A 17,083-nucleotide genomic window follows, 5' to 3' on the forward strand; every position below is an offset into this window, starting at 1 on the left:
CACCTTCTTCGCGCATCCTCGCGCGCAACACGCTGAAGCCATGATCGATACACAAACGCAGAGCGGGGACCGCGGGCCATTGCGGCGCATTCTCAGTTCGTTCTTTTCGATCCTGCAGACGCGGCTCGAACTGATCGGCATCGAGCTGGCCGAAGAAAAAGACCGGCTGCTGATGGTGCTGTTCATGGGGCTGGCCGCCATGATGCTCGCAACCATGGCGCTGATCGCACTGACTGCGCTGATCGCGATTGCCTTCTGGGACACTTACCGGTGGCAGTCGCTGGCGGGCATCACGATCGTCTATGCCGTCGCGGCGATCGGCTGTGCGTTGCGGGCGCGCAGCGGCTTGCACAACTCGCCGATGATCTTCGAAGCCACGCTCAACGAATTCGAGAAAGACCGCGAGATTTTCCGCAAACGCTGAACGCAGCGCAGCTCTTTTCGCTGTCCATTGCCATCGATCAACCATGAGCCAGGTCCATTCCGAGAACGCATACCGCAGCCGCCGACCGACCGCCAAAGACTTGAGCGCGCCACATCTGCGCGCGTTGCGCAAGGAGCTGCTGATCGTGCGCGCGGACGTCGAACGCATGGAACTCGCGCAGGCGACGCTCGACCTGCGCACCGCCGTCACGCATTTCAGCTGGCTCAAGTTCATCGTGCCGGGCTTCGCCGGCGCGATGCCTTGGGGACGCCGGCACGGTGCGTCGGCGGGGATCGGCGCACTGCTCAAGGAATACCCGCTGATCAGTTCGATCGCCTCGCTGGTGCTCGCCAAGCCGATCCGCAACACCGTATTCGCCACTGCGAAGCCCGCGCTCAAATGGGGCAGCGTCGGCCTCGCCGCGTGGGAAGCGTTTCGCATCTACCAGCAGGTCAAGCGCGAATCGCGCAAGCCAGGAGCATCGACGGCTGCATCTGGCGACGCCGATATGAGCCCGCCTTGACAGGTCGCGCCCGTTGTCTTGCTTCATCGGCTAACGCGCGCTCCAGCAATCGTCGGGGTCAGCGCTCGCGGCGCTTCTGTTCGACTTCGAGCCTGTGGCATCGAGTATGAAGGTGCCGCACGCATCGCCTGCCATCGGGCCGTTCTCCAAAGGCTGAGCTTCCAGCGCATAGCCGCCGTTCGAATCGTCCGCAGACAGAATACGCAGCCGATACACGGCCCTCCCGCCCTGCGGCGCCTGATCGAGACCGGACGGCAATGGCGCGCCATCCACATGGGCGGCAGACTCCGCGAACTGCGCCGCGCGATAGAGCGCGGACGCTGCGTCCGTTCTGTGCGCTTTCGCGATATGGCCGCGATATGACGGGATCGCGAAGCCAGCAAGCGTCGCCGCGATCGCCAGCGCGACGATCAGCTCGAGTAGCGAAAAAGCGCGACGATGGGTTTTCATTGCAACAGTCATGACTGGATAAGCACTCAAAAAGGGCGCGCCGCAATGCGCCGCCAGTGTTTTTCGATCGTGCCGCCTTCGATCACCAACTCCAGTTGCAGCCACATCTGCGAATCCGCCTTGCGCCCATAACCTCTCGCGGTAATGAGCCAGGCTTGCGCGCCTGCACGGTTCGCCAGTTGCCACTGTTCGATCAGGCATTGCGGCGCGCGAAACGATAACGCGGTCGGCCACGATGCGAACGGCGCGACTGCACTGGATTCGAAGATCGTTTGCGATTTCCAGCCGACTGGCTCGCCGCCGAAGCCCGGCATGCCCGCGAGCGAACCGTTGACGGCGTTGCGCGCGCACGTCGACAGCGCCGAGTCCGCTGCGTGCAGCGCGATCAGATGGTCGGCCATTCCTGCCGCGTTTCGTGCGCCAGCCACCGATTGCTCGAACCACGCGGCCGAGGTGGCGAGCATCATCGCGGCAATCAGCAGCACGACGGGCAGCGCAATGCCCCGGTCGCGGGGATGCCGGTGCAACCGTCGCCGATGCCTGCATGGCGAAGCGATCACGCTGCATTCCCCTCGTTGTTGCGTATCGCGACGCGCCGCCAGAATGCCCGCCTCCCGCGCGCATCGGCACTGAGCGCGGACACACCATCGCAATCGACATAGCGCGACTGTGACGTCTGCGGCGCGCCTCGAACGAGCACGCACACATCGACGGCGACGACACTCGCCCATTGCGCAGGCAACAGCTGCGCCGCGTCCGTCGCAGACAGTGCGCCCGCAAGCCAGTACCGCAAGCGCACGCGCTCGACGCCTTCGACAAGCGGCTGCGACGAACTCGCCTTCCCCGTTCCTTCGCAGTACAGCTCGGGCTCGCCCGTCGAGCCGCTGGTCTTCGCAAAGAAGCGGTTCACGACGGATACGCCCGGCGCATCGGCATCCGTCTTCGCGATGCCCTGCCCAAGACAGTCGGTCGTGAGACCTGCGGTGGACGGCCACGTCGAAACGTTGTCTGCCACGTAGCGCACGGCGACGCCGTCCGAATGCGTTGCAAGCGATTCACAGGTGAGATTGTCGTCGGCGCCGATCGGCCTGCCGCCCGTGCAGCCGAACAACCCTGGCCGTGCGGCAAACGTGCGCGGCATGTCGGCGGGAACGAAGGCCGCCATCTGCAACTGCTCGCCGATCAGTGTCAACGCGGCCATGCCCGCGTCGTGGATCTGCGCTGCGTCGGCGGCCTGCGCGAAGGCGATTCGCTGCGAGCGGTAAAGCGACACCGCGCCCGCTGTCACGATCAGGCCCAGCGCCATCGCTATCGTCATTTCGAGCAGCGTGTGGCCAAAGTCCACGCGTCCGCCGCATGTACGCGTGCAGAGAGCAAGCGACTTCATCGGGAAAACGCCATTGCGACGCATTGAACGCCTTGCGGCACGTCTGCATCGCCGCACGATGCAGGCATGTCGATCATGTCGCCCGGATGCGCCGCCTTGCCCGGCACGCTGTCCCGCCAGGCCCATGTCGCGCGGGCGAAGGAAAGATCGGCGCCGCCACTCGTGCCCGCATCGCCCTGTGGCAACAGGCTCGCGGCACGCGTTCGCCATTGCGAGATTGCCGCATCGTTGCGATTCGGCGCGCGCGCCGCCTCGGCGATCGCATCGGCGACGAGTGCGGCCTGCTCGCGATAAGACCTTGCACGCGCGTCGCGCGCAATCGACAACTGCACGGCAATCAGACCAAGCACGGTGACGGCCGTGACGGTCACCGCGACGAGTACTTCAAGCAGGCTCTGACCGCGCTGCGAGACAAGACGGGCGCGCGTCATGCCGCCGCTCCGCACGCGCCGTCGACAATGCGCGCCCGCCCACCCGCCGCGATGCGGATGCAGCGCCGCCACTCTTTGCCTTGCGTCGCCTTCGATTCGACACGCGGGCCGATATCGAAGCTGCGAAAGCTGCCGTAGGCCTGGCCCGCGGGTGGCGTGAAGGTGAGATTGGTGAGTGCGCCGACGATGCTGACGGGCGCAAGGTCGGTCTGTGCGCGCAACGGATAGAAGCCGCCGCCGTGCTCGATCATCACGGCCCACCCACAAGACCAGTCGACGACACCCGTTTTGCACGGCTGCCCCGCCGCGAGACAGTGCCGCGCGGCATCGATCCGGCACACGGTCACGCGCGCGCCGCGCCGCAATGCCTCGCCGCGCGCGTAACTGAGCGTGGACAACAGTGCGCGGGCGCGCGCGTCGACCTGATCGCGCACGCGCCACGCAACGAACGACGGCACCGTCAAAGTCGCGACGATCGCGAGCAATGCGATCACGACAAGCGTTTCGAACAGCGTGAACCCACGGCACGCGGGCCGCGTATGAGCATTCCGTTTCATCAGCATTCCTCGATTTCCGACAAGAATGCGACGACTCTAACGATGCCCAACGACGCCCACAATTAGCCGGATGGCCAGGTGGCGGACGCACGAATCCCTGCACGAGAATGTCCGTGCATCAGGTGAATTCGCGGCAGAACTTCAGGGAGAGAAAATGCAGATGCGCGACAAATCAGCGCTTGCGGGAAGGCTTCGCGGGTGCGGCGGGAGCGTTCATCCGGCGAAACTCTTCAATGACGTCCTCGAACTCGGAGACGTCTTCAAAACGCCGGTACACGGAAGCAAAGCGCACGTACGCGATGGTGTCGAGGGCGCGCAGCTCGTTCATCACGAGCTCGCCCAGTTTTTCGCTGCGCACTTCGCGCTCGCCGCTGCCGAGCAACTGATACTCGATGCGCGACGCGGCTGCGTCGATGGCGTCGGCAGCAACTGGACGCTTGCGCAGCGCCAGTTGCATGCTCGCGACGATCTTGCGGCGGTCGAACTCCGTGCGGCTGCCATCCTTCTTGACGACCGAGGGCAACGCCAACTCGACCCGCTCGTACGTCGTGAAACGCTTGTCGCAGGCCGGGCAGCGGCGGCGGCGCCGGATCGCGGCGCCATCTTCGGACACACGCGAGTCGACGACCTGTGTATCGTCATGCCGGCAGAAGGGGCAGCGCATGGCGGCTTAGCGGTAGACCGGGAAGCGCTGGGTCAACTCGGCGACCTGCGCGCGCACGCGTTCGATCGTAGCCGTGTCTTCCGGATTGTCCAGCACGTCGGCGATCAGGTTGCCGACCTGCTCGGCTTCCTTCGTGCCGAAGCCGCGCGTGGTCATGGCGGGCGAACCGAGGCGGATGCCGCTCGTCACGAACGGCTTTTCCGGATCGTTCGGAATCGCGTTCTTGTTCACGGTGATGTGCGCCGCGCCCAGCGCCGCTTCCGCTGCCTTGCCCGTGATCTTCTTGGCGCGCAGGTCGACCAGCATGACGTGGCTTTCCGTGCGGCCCGACACGATGCGCAGACCGCGCTTGACGAGCGTTTCAGCCAGCACGCGCGCGTTGTCGACCACGTGTTGCTGGTACTCCTTGAATTCCGGCGCCAGCGCTTCCTTGAACGCCACGGCCTTGCCCGCGATCACGTGCATCAGCGGTCCACCCTGGATGCCCGGGAAAATGGCCGAGTTGATCTGCTTCTCGAACTCCGCCTTCATCAGGATCACGCCGCCGCGCGGGCCGCGCAGGCTCTTATGCGTGGTGGTCGTGACGAAGTCGGCGAACGGCACCGGGTTCGGGTACACGCCCGCGGCGATCAGACCGGCGTAGTGGGCCATGTCGACCATCAGGTACGCGCCAACCGACTTCGCGATCTTCGACAGGCGCTCGAAGTCGATGCGCAGCGCAAACGCCGACGCGCCCGCGACGATGATCTTCGGCTTGTGCTCCTGAGCCAGCTTCTCTGCGGCGTCGTAGTCGATGTCTTCGGCTTCGTTCAGGCCGTAGCTGACCACGTTGAACCACTTGCCCGACATGTTGACGGGGGAGCCGTGCGTCAGATGGCCGCCGTGCGCGAGGCTCATGCCCATGATCGTGTCGCCCGGCTTGAGCATCGCGAAGAACACGCCCTGGTTGGCCTGCGAGCCCGAGTTCGGCTGAACGTTCGCGGCTTCGGCGCCGAACAGCTGCTTCACGCGGTCGATAGCCAGCTGCTCGACGACGTCGACGTATTCGCAACCGCCGTAGTAGCGCTTGCCGGGGTAGCCTTCGGCGTACTTGTTGGTGAGCTGCGAGCCCTGCGCGGCCATCACGGCCGGGCTCGTGTAGTTTTCCGACGCGATCAGTTCGATGTGCTCTTCCTGACGGCGGTCTTCGTCCTGGATTGCCTTCCAGATTTCCGGATCGACATTGGCGATGGTGCTTTGGGCTTTGTCAAACATGCTGGTTCCGTTAAGTGTGTTCAGGTTGACCGGATCGTGCGCAGGTCGTGTGCCGGGAGCGTATTGGGTACGCAGCACTGCTGGCCACCGCTGATGGTGGGAGCCTTGACGTGGCGTATGAAGGAGGTGCCGCACACGCGAGTCAGGACAACCACCGGCAGCGCAAACGACGGCGCGCGCGAAACATGGCTGCCCAGGCGAACGGCAAAACGGCACCCTGCGCTTCACGGTGGGACGCTCCACCTTGAACCCGTCAGGCTTGACAGCATGGGGTTCTATCGCCAGTCACGCAGGGGTGAGCGCGTTAGTTTATTGGAACCGGGTCGAATAGGCAACCGAGGCAACCGCTCCCGCCAGCGCGCCGCCACGGCAGCCAGAAGCCCCGCCCAGCCACGGCAGCGGCTGCCCGGCAGCCCGCCCGAACGTGCCTTCGCGCGGCGGGGTCATTCTTGCCGCATCGCCGCATTGGAAGTAGGCTTGTGGCCTTTCTTCACAGACCAGGGAACAGCAATGATCGTGTTCGTCACCGGCGCGTCCGCAGGGTTCGGCGCCGCTATCGCCAGGGCTTTCGTCAAGGGCGGCCATCGCGTGGTCGCAACCGCGCGCCGCAAGGACCGCCTGCAGGCACTCGCCGACGAACTCGGCGAGAACCTCCTGCCCTTCGAGCTCGACGTGCGCGACCGCGCAGCCGTCGAAGCCGTCCCCAACGCCCTGCCCGCCGACTTTGCCGCCGTCGACGTGCTCGTCAACAACGCCGGCCTCGCGCTCGGGCTCGAACCCGCGCAACGCGCCGAGCTCGACGACTGGACGACGATGATCGACACCAACTGCACGGGCCTCGTGCAGGTCACGCGCGCCTTCCTGCCGGGAATGATCGAGCGCAGCCGCGGACATGTGTTCAATCTGGGTTCGGTGGCGGGCACGTGGCCGTATCCGGGCGGCAACGTGTACGGCGCGACCAAGGCGTTCGTGCGCCAGTTCAGCCTGAACCTGCGCGCCGACCTGCACGGCACCCCCGTTCGCGTGACGGACATCGAACCGGGCCTGTGCGGCGGCACCGAGTTTTCGAACGTGCGTTTCCGCGGCGACGACGAGAAAGCCGCGGGCGTCTATCAGAACGTCCAGCCGCTCACGGCCGAAGACATCGCCGACTCGATCTACTGGATCGCGACGCGCCCCGCGCACGTCAACATCAATACGATCGAGCTGATGCCCGTTGCGCAGTCGTTTGCCGGCCTGAACATCCACCGCGGCTAGGTTTCGCGGGCGCGCCGCGCCGGCTGGATCGTGCGACACCGGCGCGGCGCCCGTCGTGCAGGCCGAACGCAACCAGGCACGAAAGTGCCCGAAAATGCGGCGCGCTTTTGCGTTCCGGTAAAATGCGCGCCATGAATATGTCTGACAGTCAGTCCGGCGCGGAAATCGGCTTTATCTGGCCGATTCGCGTGTATTACGAAGACACCGACGCCGGCGGTATCGTGTTTTACGCGAACTACCTGAAGTTTTTCGAGCGCGCTCGCACCGAATGGCTGCGCGCGTGCGGCGTCGATCAACGCAAGCTGGCCGAAGAAACGGGCGCGCTGTTCGTCGTGCGCAGCACCGCGCTCGACTATCGCGCGCCGGCCCGGCTCGACGACATGCTGCGCATCGTCAGCCGGATCGAGCGGCTTGGCCGCGCGTCGGTGGATTTCGCTCAGGAAGCCTGGCGCGACGACACGCTACTGGCAACGGGCACGATCCGCGTCGGCTGTGTCGACTCGCAATCGATGAAGCCGGCCGCCATTCCTCCGCCGGTCCACGCCGCATTGCGGCGCGAACCGGGTCCCAGCGTGTCAACGGCGAGTATCTGAGCGTCGTTGTTAGCTGGACAGTGAACTCGTAACGGTCACAACAAGACCAAGCATGGTTCGGCGAAGAACCCGCCGAAGCTTCCGGTTTGCCAACAGCATGCCAACCGAACGCTTCGACCCACCTTGCAGCCGGACGCCGCACCCGGGACGTTACAACGAACCTCTATGAACACTACACAAGATCTGTCGATCATTTCCCTCGTTCTCAACGCGAGCCTGCTGGCGCAGGCAGTGATGGCGCTGCTGTTGCTGCTGTCGCTGATGTCGTGGACTTTCATCTTCCGCAAGTGGTTTGCGATTCGCCGCGCGCGGGCGCAGACTGAGCGCTTCGAACGCGATTTCTGGTCGGGCGGCGACCTGCAGGCGCTGTATCAGAGCGCCGCGAACAACCGTCACACGATCGGCGCGCTCGAACGTATTTTCGAGTCGGGCATGCGTGAGTTCCTGAAGGGCAAGGAAAAGCGTCTCAACGATCCGGGCGCGATTCTCGACGGCGCGCGCCGTGCCATGCGCGCCGCGTTCCAGCGCGAAATGGACGTGCTCGAAGCCAACCTCGCGTTCCTCGCATCGGTCGGCTCGGTCAGCCCGTATATCGGTCTGTTCGGCACGGTGTGGGGCATCATGAACGCATTCCGCGGCCTCGCGAACGTCCAGCAGGCTACCCTCGCGAACGTCGCGCCCGGCATTGCCGAAGCGCTGACGGCAACGGCCATCGGCCTGTTCGCCGCGATCCCCGCCGTGGTCGCCTACAACCGCTACGCGCACGATATCGACCGCCTCGCGATCCGCTTCGAAACCTTCATCGAAGAGTTCTCGAACATCCTGCAACGCCAGGCCCATTAAGGAGTCCACGATGGCCGGTTCAGTCCGTTCCAGCATGCGCGGCAGCCGCTCGCGCCGCGCCATGGCCGACATCAACGTCGTCCCGTACATCGACGTGATGCTCGTGCTGCTCGTGATCTTCATGGTGACGGCCCCGCTGGTGGCGCCGTCTATCGTCAACCTGCCGACTGTGGGCGGCGCCGCGCCGCAGCAGCAGACGCCGCCCGTCGTCGTCAACATCAAGGCGGACGGCAATATGAACGTCAAGTACAAGGACGACGCGGGCGCGACGCAACAGGAGACGATGACGCAGGCCGATCTGCGCAGCTTCGTCACCGACCGTCAGGCCTCGCATCCCGACCAGCCCGTCGTGATCGCCGCCGACAAGACCGTCAAGTATGAAGTCGTGATGAACGTGATGTCCGACCTGAAGGCTCGTGGCGTCAAGCGCGTTGGATTGCTCGTCAAATCGCAATGACCCGCCAGAAAAACGCCTACCCGCTTCGACCGCCGCGCGAGCGCGGCACGTGGCGCGCGTTCGCGCTCGCCGCGCTGATGCACGTGCTGCTGGGGTTCTTCCTGTATCACGGCATCCACTGGCAGAACAGCACGCCCGCGGGCGCCGAAGCCGAATTGTGGACGGAAGTGCCCGACGTGCCGGCGCCGCGTCCCGTCGTGCCGCCGCCCGCGCCCGTGAAGCCCGCGCCGCAGGTCAGCGACGAACAGGCCGATATCGCGCTGCAGGAAAAGAAGCGCAAGCAGCAGGAAGCGCAGCGTCAGGCTGAACTTGCCGAGCAGCAGCGCCAGCAGAAGTTGCAGGCCCAGCAGGAAGCCGAGGCGAAACGCCAGCAGCAGCTCGCCGCCGACCAGGCAGCAGCGGCCGCCGCCGCGAAGCTCAAGCAGCAACAGCAGCAACAGGCCGACAGGCTCAAGCAGCAGCAACTCGCCCAGCAGAAGCAGGAGCAGTTGAAGAAGCAGCAGGAAGAGCAGAAGGAACAGCAAAAGGAACAGGAAGCGAAGCAGGCGCAAGCCGACGCGCAGGCCAAGGCTGACGCGGCGAAGGCCGCCAAGGCGAAGGCCGCCGCGCAGGCCGCCGAAGCCGCGAAACAGAAGGTGGACGCGGAACGGCGTCAGCGCCTCGCCGCGCTGCAAGGCATGGCGGGCGGCGAAGGCTCGACGGGCAACGGCCTCGCGAAGAGCGGCACGGGCAGCGGCGCGGGCGGCAACGCCGCGTCGCCGGGCTATGCAGAGAAGGTTCAGCGCCGCGTGCGTCCGAACATCATCTGGTCGGGTGATACATCGGGCCTGCAAACGGTCGTCTCCGTGCGCTGCTCGCCGACGGGCACGCTGCTGAGCGCAACCGTCACTCGCAGCAGCGGTAACCAGGCGTGGGACGACGCCGCACTGCGGGCCGTCCAGCGGTCGGATCCGATGCCGCAGGACATCGACGGCAAGACGCCCGGCAGTTTTACGATCACGCTGCGTCCGGCCGCCTGACGCAGGCGTTTCCGTTTCGCACGCTGTCGCGGGTGGACCGGGAACGAAATCTGCGTAGGCCGGTCTGTTTGTAGTCGTGAAGTGTTAGCAATTCGTTTTTGGGGAACCTATACAGAATGAGTTTGATGACCAAGCTAGGCCTGCGAGCGCTCGTCGCATCGTGTCTGATCGCCGCTGGCGGTGCCGCCCATGCACAACTCAACGTCCTCGTGACGGGCGTCGGGTCCACCCAGTTCCCGATCGCCACGGCAAATTTTGCCAACGAGGCCAATTCTCCCCAGCAGATCAGCACGATCGTCCGCCAGGACCTTCAGCGCAGCGGTAAATTCACCAATATCGACGCCGGCAGCGCACCCGTTTCCGAAGGCGATTCCGTCGATCTCGGCGCATGGAAGGCCAAGGGCGCCAACGCGTTCGTCGCGGGCAGCGTGACCAGGCTGCCGAACGGCCAGTACCAGGTGCGCTTCAAGCTGTACGACACCGTCAACCAGCAAAGCCTCGGCGGGCTCGAACTGGTCAGCCCGGAAAGCGGCCTGCGCATGAGCGCGCACAAGGTTGCCGACTACATCTATGCGAAGCTGATGGGCGGCCGCGGCGTGTTCGCGACGCGCCTGTCGTACGTGATCAAGACGGGCAACCGTTATCAGCTGCAGATTTCCGACTCCGACGGCCAGGACGCGCATATCGCCCTCTCCAGCCCCGAGCCGATCATCTCGCCGGCATGGTCGCCGGACGGCACGAAGGTCGCGTATGTATCGTTCGAAAAGAAGAAGCCGATCGTCTACATCCACGATCTGCCCACCGGCCGCCGCGTCGTCGTGTCTGACCAGAAGGGCAACAACAGCGCGCCCGCATGGTCGCCCGATGGCCGCACGCTCGCGGTCGCGCTGTCGCGCACCGGCAACACGCAGATTTTCGCCGTCAATGCCGACGGCAGCGGCCTGCGCCGCCTCACGCAAGGCAGCGCGATCGACACCGAGCCGTCCTACTCTCCTGACGGCCAGTCGATCTACTTCACCAGCGACCGTGGCGGTCAGCCGCAGATCTACAAGATGCCGGCCGGCGGCGAGTCCGCAGGCGGCGCGCAGCGCGTGACCTTCACGGGCAACTACAATACGAGTCCGCGCGTGAGCCCGGACGGCAAGCAGCTCGCATACATCTCGCGCACGGGCGGGGGCTTCAAGCTGTATATCCAGGATCTGCAGTCGGGCGTCGCGACGGCGCTCACCGACACCACACATGACGAATCGCCAAGCTTCGCGGCGAATGGTCAGTACATTCTTTACGCCACTCAGGTGAACGGCCGTGGCGTGTTGGCCGCAGTATCGACCGATGGTCGGACGCGGCAGGTCCTGTCCGTTCAGGGAGGCAGCGTACGCGAGCCTTCCTGGGGCCCGTTTATGCAATAACACACAAGGAGAGTGAAGCATGATGTCCAAACTTCGTATCGCGTTTGCCGTAGGTATGGTCGGTGCACTGGCTGCATGTCATTCGGGCGTCAAGCTCGACGAAAACGCCAACAAGGGTGGCGCGACGGGCGCGCAGCCTAATCCGAACGATGTCGCCACGGTGAACGTCGATCCGTTGAACGATCCGAATAGCCCGCTGGCCAAGCGCAGCATCTATTTCGACTTCGACAGCTACTCGGTCAAGGACGACTACCAGCCGCTGCTGCAGCAACACGCACAGTATCTGAAGAGCCATCCGCAACGTCACGTCCTGATCCAGGGCAACACCGACGAGCGCGGCACGAGCGAATACAACCTGGCACTCGGCCAGAAGCGTGCTGAAGCTGTTCGCCGTTCGCTGTCGCTGCTGGGCGTTCCGGATTCGGAAATGGAAGCTGTGAGCCTCGGCAAGGAAAAACCGCAAGCTACGGGTCATGACGAAGCATCGTGGGCGCAAAACCGCCGCGCGGACCTCGTCTATCAACAGTAATAGGTGACAAGCCGTATGACGCCCCGTTTCTCCTGGCTGCGCATGGCCGCAGCCGCCTGCGTCGCGGGAACGGCCGTGATGGCCTTGCCCGCGCATGCAGGCATGTTCGACGACGATCAGGCTCGCCAGGCGATTCTCGATCTACGCACCAAGACCGAGAGTCTGTCGAGCCAGTTGTCAGCGGCTCAACGCACGATCCTCGATCAGTCCAACCGTCTCGACCAGCTGAACCAGCAGGTCGCGACGCTGCGCGGGCAGAACGAGGACCTCGCCAACCAGGTCGGCACGTTGCAGAAGCAGCAGAAGGACTACTACACCGACCTCGACGGTCGTCTGAAGAAGTTCGAGCCGCAGCAGCAGACGGTCGATGGCGTCGAGGGCTCCGTGCAGCCGGGTGAAACGGACGCGTTCAACGCGGCTTCGCAGCAGTTCCGCAGCGGCGACTTCAAGAACGCGGCGAACTCGTTCCGCAGCTTTATCGCGAAGTACCCGCAGAGCCCGTATCAGCCCACGGCGCAGTACTGGCTCGGCAACGCGCTCTATGCGCTGCGTGACTACAAGGGCTCGACGGCCGTGTGGCAAGGCGTCGTGCAGAAGTATCCGCAGCATCCGCGGGCGCCGGAAGCACTGCTGGCCATCGCGAACAACCAGCTCGAACAAGGTCAGAAGGCCGCCGCGAAGAAGACGCTCGAACAGATCGTCGCGCAGTACGGCGGCTCGGATGTCGCGCAATCGGCGCAAAGCAAGCTTTCGCAGATCAAGTGATGTTTGTGCGTCCGGCATGAGCCGGGCGTCTGCCATGTCGGTGTGCTGAATGCAGTAAAACGCGCAGTGTCGACGCTTGATAACCGATACGCGCGCCTCTCGCCGGAAAGCCCGGGACTTCACCGTTCCGGGCTTTTCTTTTTGGGTGGATCGCTCGTTGGCTGGCCCGCGTCGGTTGACACGTTTTGGCTCGGCCGATATAATTCCGCTTCTCTTTTGGGTCGTTAGCTCAGCTGGTAGAGCAGCGGACTTTTAATCCGTTGGTCACAGGTTCGAATCCCGTACGGCCTACCAAAAGATTTAAGGGCTTAGCTTCGGCTAGGCCCTTTTCTTTTCCCGCGGCCGTTTTGTCATGCCAATCGACTGCCGCCCGCCATTCAGCGCCCCGCCGTCAACGCGTCCGGTCAACGCATTCGCCCTGCCAGCTACCTGCCAGCCGCGTCATTCCGCACGAAAAAATTACCCACTGCGAATTTCATCCCATTAAGACTACGCCAAAATTACGGGATAGATTCAAATGCAGAGCGTCATTTACAGCCAATAAAAAGGCTAATTAAATCCTAATGTCGCCGCCAAACAATATGTTTTAAACCGCCCGTTGCGACATACCCAACACCTCAATTCCCACGTCAAACCCTTGCCTGGCCTGCACCAGACGCATGCACCGCGATAACCTGCACGCACCGTTTCAGCCATATCCCAATCGAAATTCAAAAAGAATAGTATTTTCCCGACAATAAACCCTTCTCCGTAGTCAATTTCAGCCAATTAATCTGCGTAAGCGAATTGTCTACTGCATAATCCAACCGACCTTCAATCATCAGCGCATCTCTAACCTGAAAAGGGTTGATCCGGTGACCGACAAACTGCTTACGGATTGGAGTACTGCGTCGCTGGGAAAAAGCACGGCGGCCGCTGACAAGCGGACCGTGTTCTACGTGCAGCCGCTGATCGCGCACTACCGGATGGAGGTCGTCGAATCGTTGAACCGGCTCTTTTCGGTCAAGCTTTTTGCCAGTTCGGCCGGGATGGAATCGAACGGCTTTTTGCGGGAGAACCCCGCCTGCGAGGAGTTCGTCGAAACGCAGATCAGCCACTTCTTTTCGCCCGGCATCAACATGCAGCGGGAAGTCGTCGGAAGAATCGTGCGCGAGCGCCCCGCTGCCGTGCTGATGTTCGCGGACATCCGCTATCTGTCGCTCTGGCTCGCGCTGATGGCCGGTCGCGCGATGCGCATTCCCGTCCTGATCCATGGTCAGGGCCTGTACCGGCATGAGGAAGACGTCGGCATGATCCGCGCGCTGTGCTACCGGATCGCCGTCGCGCTGTCGACGCAGTACATCTGCTACACCGACGCGTCCAAGCGTTCGCTGGAAAGCGTCGGTTGTCCTTCAGGGAAACTGATCGTGGCCGATAACTCGCTGACTGTCGAACACACCGTCGATCCCGCCGAAAAGTCGGGCAAGGAGACGGGCATCCTGTTTCTTGGACGGCTGCGCGACGACTCGAACGTCGGCGCGCTGATCGAGGCCGTCGGCCGTCTGCGCAGCGAGGATCATCAGATCACGCTGCACCTGGTCGGCGGCGGCAAGCACAGCGCGCAGCTCAAGCGCGTGTACGGCGACCGCGACTACGTCATCTGGTACGGACCGGTATTCGACGAAAGCCGCATCGCGGCGATCAGCCGGCTTTGCCGCATCGGCTGCTATCCGGGGGCGGCGGGCCTGAGCGTGGTCCACATGTTCGGGTTGAGCCTGCCGCCGCTCGTTCACGACGAGCTACCGCGACATATGGGCCCCGAGCCGGGCTATGTCGAAGAAGGCAGCACGGGGTTCTTCTATCCGCGTGAAGGCGGCGTCGATGCGCTCGCTGACACGCTGCGGCGGGTGTGGACGATGTCGCCCGAAATGATGCGCGCGGCGGGCGCCGCCGCCTACTCGAAGTATCAGCAGCTGAATTCGCCGACCCTCGGAAGAAAGCTGGCCGAGATCGTTCGCGCGTCGCTGAAGCCTTGACTGGGCCTTGAACAAAGCCCTCGGCACCTTTTCATCTCGCGTTCCTGGCAAGCCAACCTAAGCCCGCGCGCCGATCACCTGCTGCGCCACGGCCAGATAGCGCTGCGCCGTATCCTGCAGCGTCAAGCCCGCCAGCGACCTGGGCACCTTGGGCTGCGCCAGGGCCCCCAGCAGCGCGGCGGCGTAGGCGGCCGTGTCATCGGTATCGACGAGTTGCACGCAAGGCAGCGTCTTCGCGAACTGGAACGGCGCGATCGTACTCGCGACGACGGGAATCCCCGACGCCAGCGCCTCCAGAAACGCAATGCTGTGCCCTTCCGAGCGCGACGGCATCGCGAACACGTTCGACGCACGCAGTACGCCGCTCACGTCCGTATGCGGACCATCCACACGCACCCGGCCTTCGAGCCCGAGCTTCTTCACCAGATCCTCGATCGCGGCCAGATAAGCCGGGTCTTCGACCACGCCGTACAACTGCAGCCGCACATCCGTCACCTGCGCCGCGACCTCGCGAAACGCATGCACCGTCTGCAGCTGGTTCTTCACGGACGTGTACCGGCCGATCTGCACGATCTGCGGCGGCGCATCGCCCCGGCCTGGCCGGTCGTCGAATGCAAAACGTGACATGTCGACGCCGTTCGGGATCATCGTCAACAGCGGATGCGAGCCGACGCAGTCCGTATAGTCCCGCAAGTTCGCGGGCGAGACGCCGATCACCGCCCGCGCCCGCGACGACAGCACGCGCTCGACATTGCGAAACAGCTTGCGCTCGAAATCGTTGACGGCGGAATGCATCACGTAGATGACGGGCACCTTGCTCGGCAGCGCGCGCGCATAGAACGCGGGGATCGTCGCATGCGCGAACACGACGTCGGGCCGAAAGCGCCGCAGCACGCCCGCCAGATGCATCAGCTTGCCGGGCAGGCTCGGGCGCTTCGCCGGGAACACGCACTCGACGCCGTGGCTCGCCAGCTCGCGTGTGAACGGCGCGAAGTCGGGCCGCTCGGGCAACAGCGCCGTCACGCCGACCACGCTGCCGTCGCGCTGCTGATGGATCGCGAGATCCTTCGCCAGCACTTCCGCGCCCGACAGACGCGGCTCCAGCACGAGATGAAGTATCCGCATCACATCACCCTCGCGGTGCGATAGGTCATCCAGGCAGCCGCCGAACTCAGGCCGAGCGTCATCGCCCAGGCGATACCCGTGACGCCCCAGTAATGCGTCGCCGGCGGCACGCAGGCGAGCAGCACGAACACCTGGATCACCGACGCCTGCGTCGTCGCCTTCGCATCGCCGACGGCCCGCAGATACGACACCAGCACCGCGATGAGCGCGCCGATCGCCATGTTGATCACGAAGATCTTGAAGAGCGGCACGGCGGGCAGCCAGGCCGGGCCGAGTATCAGCGCGAAAAGCCAGTGCGCCGCGAGCCGCAGCACGATCACGACCACCACCAGCCCCAGCGCGATCACGCCGATATAGCGTCTGAAGAGCCGCGCGGCGGCATGCGGATCGGCGCGATGGCGGGCGGCGAAGGTCGGAAACAGGTATTGCGACATCGCGATCGCGGCATCCGCGAGCAGCATCTGCGCGAGCCGCGACGACATCTGATACGCGCCGAGCTGCGCGGGGCCGAGCAGCTTGCCGACCACCACCTTGTCGAACTGGTTGAGGACCAGATTGACGACGCTGCCCGCCCAGATCCAGCGGCTAAAGCCAATGTAATGACCGATACCCGACCAGCGCAGGCGGATAGGCGGACGCGGCTTCATCGTGATCCACGTGAGGGACGTCTTCAGCGACTCGCCGACGATCATCCCGAGCAGCACCGAGTACGCACCCGCGCCCGCCAGCGCGAGCGCCAGCCCGCAACAGCAGTCGACGAACGCCGCCGAAACCTCGATGATCGCGACGTGCTGGAAGCGCCGCTCGCGCTGCACGACGTAATAGGCGGGCGATGCGATGCCGCGCAACAGCGGCAACAACGCGGCGAGTTGCAACAGCAGCAGCGCGCCGCCGAGATGGAACTGGTTGTTCATCAGCGGCGCGATCGCGACGAGGGCCGCGCCGATCACCACGCCGCGTGTCGCCAGCGTGGTCCAGACAGCGCCGAGTTCATCGCGTGTCGGCGCGGCCTGCCCCTGGATGACGGCCTGCGACAGGCCCGTATCCGACATGGCTTCCGCAATCGCGACGGCGAGCAGCGCGACGCTCACGCTGCCGATCGCCTCCGGCCCGAGAATGCGGCCGATCGCAAGAAACTTGACGGCAACGAGCCCGCGCATCAACACCTGCTGCAACAGCACCCATGTCGCCGCGCTCGAACCCAGGCCTGCCCTGAACGAAAACGCCGGTAGCCTCATCGTCCGCAATGTTTTTCTCCAGTGTCGATCAGAGTTAGCGCCTCACCGCCCTCAACCCGTCGGGCATACCATGCGCGCCGCGGACACAACCTGTCCGACAGCTCACGCACGCCGTCCCTCAAGGTAACCCGCCGCACCCGCTC

The 17,083-nt window shown here is 64.3% G+C and carries 20 protein-coding genes, 1 tRNA gene and 1 riboswitch; of the genes, 12 read left to right on the forward strand and 9 right to left on the reverse strand.

Annotated features, from left to right (window positions below):
* Window positions 1-40 precede the first annotated feature (40 nt).
* Window positions 41-424: a phage holin family protein gene (locus C2L66_RS12890; protein WP_054928893.1), complete on the forward strand. Its 384-nt coding sequence runs from the start codon at window positions 41-43 to the stop codon at window positions 422-424.
* 43 nt (window positions 425-467) lie between these two features.
* Window positions 468-947 carry a DUF3318 domain-containing protein gene (locus C2L66_RS12895; protein WP_054928850.1) on the forward strand — a complete coding sequence of 160 codons (480 nt, stop codon included), beginning with the start codon at window positions 468-470 and terminating at the stop codon, window positions 945-947.
* Window positions 948-977: 30 nt separating this feature from the next.
* Here C2L66_RS12895 and C2L66_RS12900 read toward each other — a convergent pair whose 3' ends face one another.
* From C2L66_RS12900 to glyA, 7 genes are all read right to left on the reverse strand, one after another.
* Window positions 978-1,397 carry a type IV pilin protein gene (locus tag C2L66_RS12900; RefSeq protein WP_060599735.1) on the reverse strand — a complete coding sequence of 140 codons (420 nt, stop codon included), beginning with the start codon at window positions 1,395-1,397 and terminating at the stop codon, window positions 978-980.
* Window positions 1,398-1,423: 26 nt separating this feature from the next.
* Window positions 1,424-1,924, reverse strand: coding sequence for a pilus assembly PilX family protein (locus C2L66_RS12905; protein WP_233444917.1), 501 nt, complete (start codon window positions 1,922-1,924; stop codon window positions 1,424-1,426).
* 29 nt (window positions 1,925-1,953) lie between these two features.
* Window positions 1,954-2,784 (reverse strand): PilW family protein, encoded by an 831-nt coding sequence (locus C2L66_RS12910; RefSeq protein WP_060599734.1) that lies wholly within the window; start codon window positions 2,782-2,784, stop codon window positions 1,954-1,956.
* Window positions 2,781-3,215, reverse strand: coding sequence for a prepilin-type N-terminal cleavage/methylation domain-containing protein (locus C2L66_RS12915; RefSeq protein ID WP_060602473.1), 435 nt, complete (start codon window positions 3,213-3,215; stop codon window positions 2,781-2,783). The genes C2L66_RS12910 and C2L66_RS12915 overlap by 4 nt, the downstream gene beginning before the upstream one ends.
* On the reverse strand, window positions 3,212-3,772 hold the full coding sequence (locus C2L66_RS12920; protein WP_176056886.1) for a GspH/FimT family pseudopilin: 561 nt from the start codon (window positions 3,770-3,772) through the stop codon (window positions 3,212-3,214). The genes C2L66_RS12915 and C2L66_RS12920 overlap by 4 nt, the downstream gene beginning before the upstream one ends.
* A 172-nt stretch (window positions 3,773-3,944) precedes the next feature.
* A complete protein-coding gene (gene nrdR / locus C2L66_RS12925; protein ID WP_036002968.1) occupies window positions 3,945-4,436 on the reverse strand; it encodes a transcriptional regulator NrdR in 492 nt (163 codons plus the stop codon).
* A gap of 6 nt (window positions 4,437-4,442) precedes the next feature.
* The gene (gene glyA, locus C2L66_RS12930) at window positions 4,443-5,690 is read right to left on the reverse strand and encodes a serine hydroxymethyltransferase (RefSeq protein WP_036002965.1); all 1,248 of its coding nucleotides are present in this window, start codon (window positions 5,688-5,690) and stop codon (window positions 4,443-4,445) included.
* 184 nt (window positions 5,691-5,874) lie between these two features.
* Window positions 5,875-5,989: riboswitch (ZMP/ZTP riboswitch) on the reverse strand.
* Between the two features lie 211 nt (window positions 5,990-6,200).
* On the opposite strand from glyA, the gene ydfG reads away from it, so the two are divergent.
* The 10 genes from ydfG (at window position 6,201) to C2L66_RS12985 (ending at window position 14,577) form a co-directional block, all read left to right on the forward strand.
* Window positions 6,201-6,947 (forward strand): bifunctional NADP-dependent 3-hydroxy acid dehydrogenase/3-hydroxypropionate dehydrogenase YdfG, encoded by a 747-nt coding sequence (gene ydfG / locus C2L66_RS12940; protein ID WP_060599732.1) that lies wholly within the window; start codon window positions 6,201-6,203, stop codon window positions 6,945-6,947.
* A 122-nt stretch (window positions 6,948-7,069) separates the two neighbouring features.
* A complete protein-coding gene (ybgC, locus tag C2L66_RS12945) occupies window positions 7,070-7,540 on the forward strand; it encodes a tol-pal system-associated acyl-CoA thioesterase (RefSeq protein ID WP_054928856.1) in 471 nt (156 codons plus the stop codon).
* Window positions 7,541-7,705: 165 nt separating this feature from the next.
* A complete protein-coding gene (tolQ, locus tag C2L66_RS12950) occupies window positions 7,706-8,383 on the forward strand; it encodes a protein TolQ (protein ID WP_007584943.1) in 678 nt (225 codons plus the stop codon).
* 10 nt (window positions 8,384-8,393) lie between these two features.
* Window positions 8,394-8,840 (forward strand): protein TolR, encoded by a 447-nt coding sequence (gene tolR, locus C2L66_RS12955; RefSeq protein ID WP_036002958.1) that lies wholly within the window; start codon window positions 8,394-8,396, stop codon window positions 8,838-8,840.
* Window positions 8,837-9,859: a cell envelope integrity protein TolA gene (gene tolA, locus C2L66_RS12960; protein WP_060599731.1), complete on the forward strand. Its 1,023-nt coding sequence runs from the start codon at window positions 8,837-8,839 to the stop codon at window positions 9,857-9,859. Before tolR ends, tolA begins: the two co-directional genes overlap by 4 nt.
* Window positions 9,860-9,975: 116 nt before the next feature.
* Window positions 9,976-11,268 carry a Tol-Pal system beta propeller repeat protein TolB gene (gene tolB, locus C2L66_RS12965; RefSeq protein ID WP_060599730.1) on the forward strand — a complete coding sequence of 431 codons (1,293 nt, stop codon included), beginning with the start codon at window positions 9,976-9,978 and terminating at the stop codon, window positions 11,266-11,268.
* Window positions 11,269-11,287: 19 nt separating this feature from the next.
* The gene (gene pal, locus C2L66_RS12970) at window positions 11,288-11,797 is read left to right on the forward strand and encodes a peptidoglycan-associated lipoprotein Pal (RefSeq protein WP_007584951.1); all 510 of its coding nucleotides are present in this window, start codon (window positions 11,288-11,290) and stop codon (window positions 11,795-11,797) included.
* 15 nt (window positions 11,798-11,812) lie between these two features.
* Window positions 11,813-12,562, forward strand: a complete 750-nt coding sequence (gene ybgF / locus C2L66_RS12975; RefSeq protein ID WP_054928859.1) for a tol-pal system protein YbgF — start codon at window positions 11,813-11,815, stop codon at window positions 12,560-12,562.
* A 218-nt stretch (window positions 12,563-12,780) separates the two neighbouring features.
* A tRNA-Lys gene (locus C2L66_RS12980) sits at window positions 12,781-12,856 on the forward strand.
* 560 nt (window positions 12,857-13,416) lie between these two features.
* Window positions 13,417-14,577: a glycosyltransferase gene (locus tag C2L66_RS12985; RefSeq protein WP_054928860.1), complete on the forward strand. Its 1,161-nt coding sequence runs from the start codon at window positions 13,417-13,419 to the stop codon at window positions 14,575-14,577.
* A 57-nt stretch (window positions 14,578-14,634) separates the two neighbouring features.
* Here the strand turns inward: C2L66_RS12985 and C2L66_RS12990 are convergent, their stop codons facing one another.
* Entirely contained in the window at window positions 14,635-15,702 is a 1,068-nt protein-coding gene (locus C2L66_RS12990; RefSeq protein WP_054928861.1) for a glycosyltransferase, read from the reverse strand.
* A complete protein-coding gene (locus C2L66_RS12995) occupies window positions 15,702-16,949 on the reverse strand; it encodes an oligosaccharide flippase family protein (RefSeq protein ID WP_054928862.1) in 1,248 nt (415 codons plus the stop codon). Before C2L66_RS12995 ends, C2L66_RS12990 begins: the two co-directional genes overlap by 1 nt.
* Between the last annotated feature and the right edge of the window lie 134 nt (window positions 16,950-17,083).

It is taken from the genome of Paraburkholderia caribensis, from assembly GCF_002902945.1.
Taxonomy (GTDB): domain Bacteria; phylum Pseudomonadota; class Gammaproteobacteria; order Burkholderiales; family Burkholderiaceae; genus Paraburkholderia; species Paraburkholderia caribensis.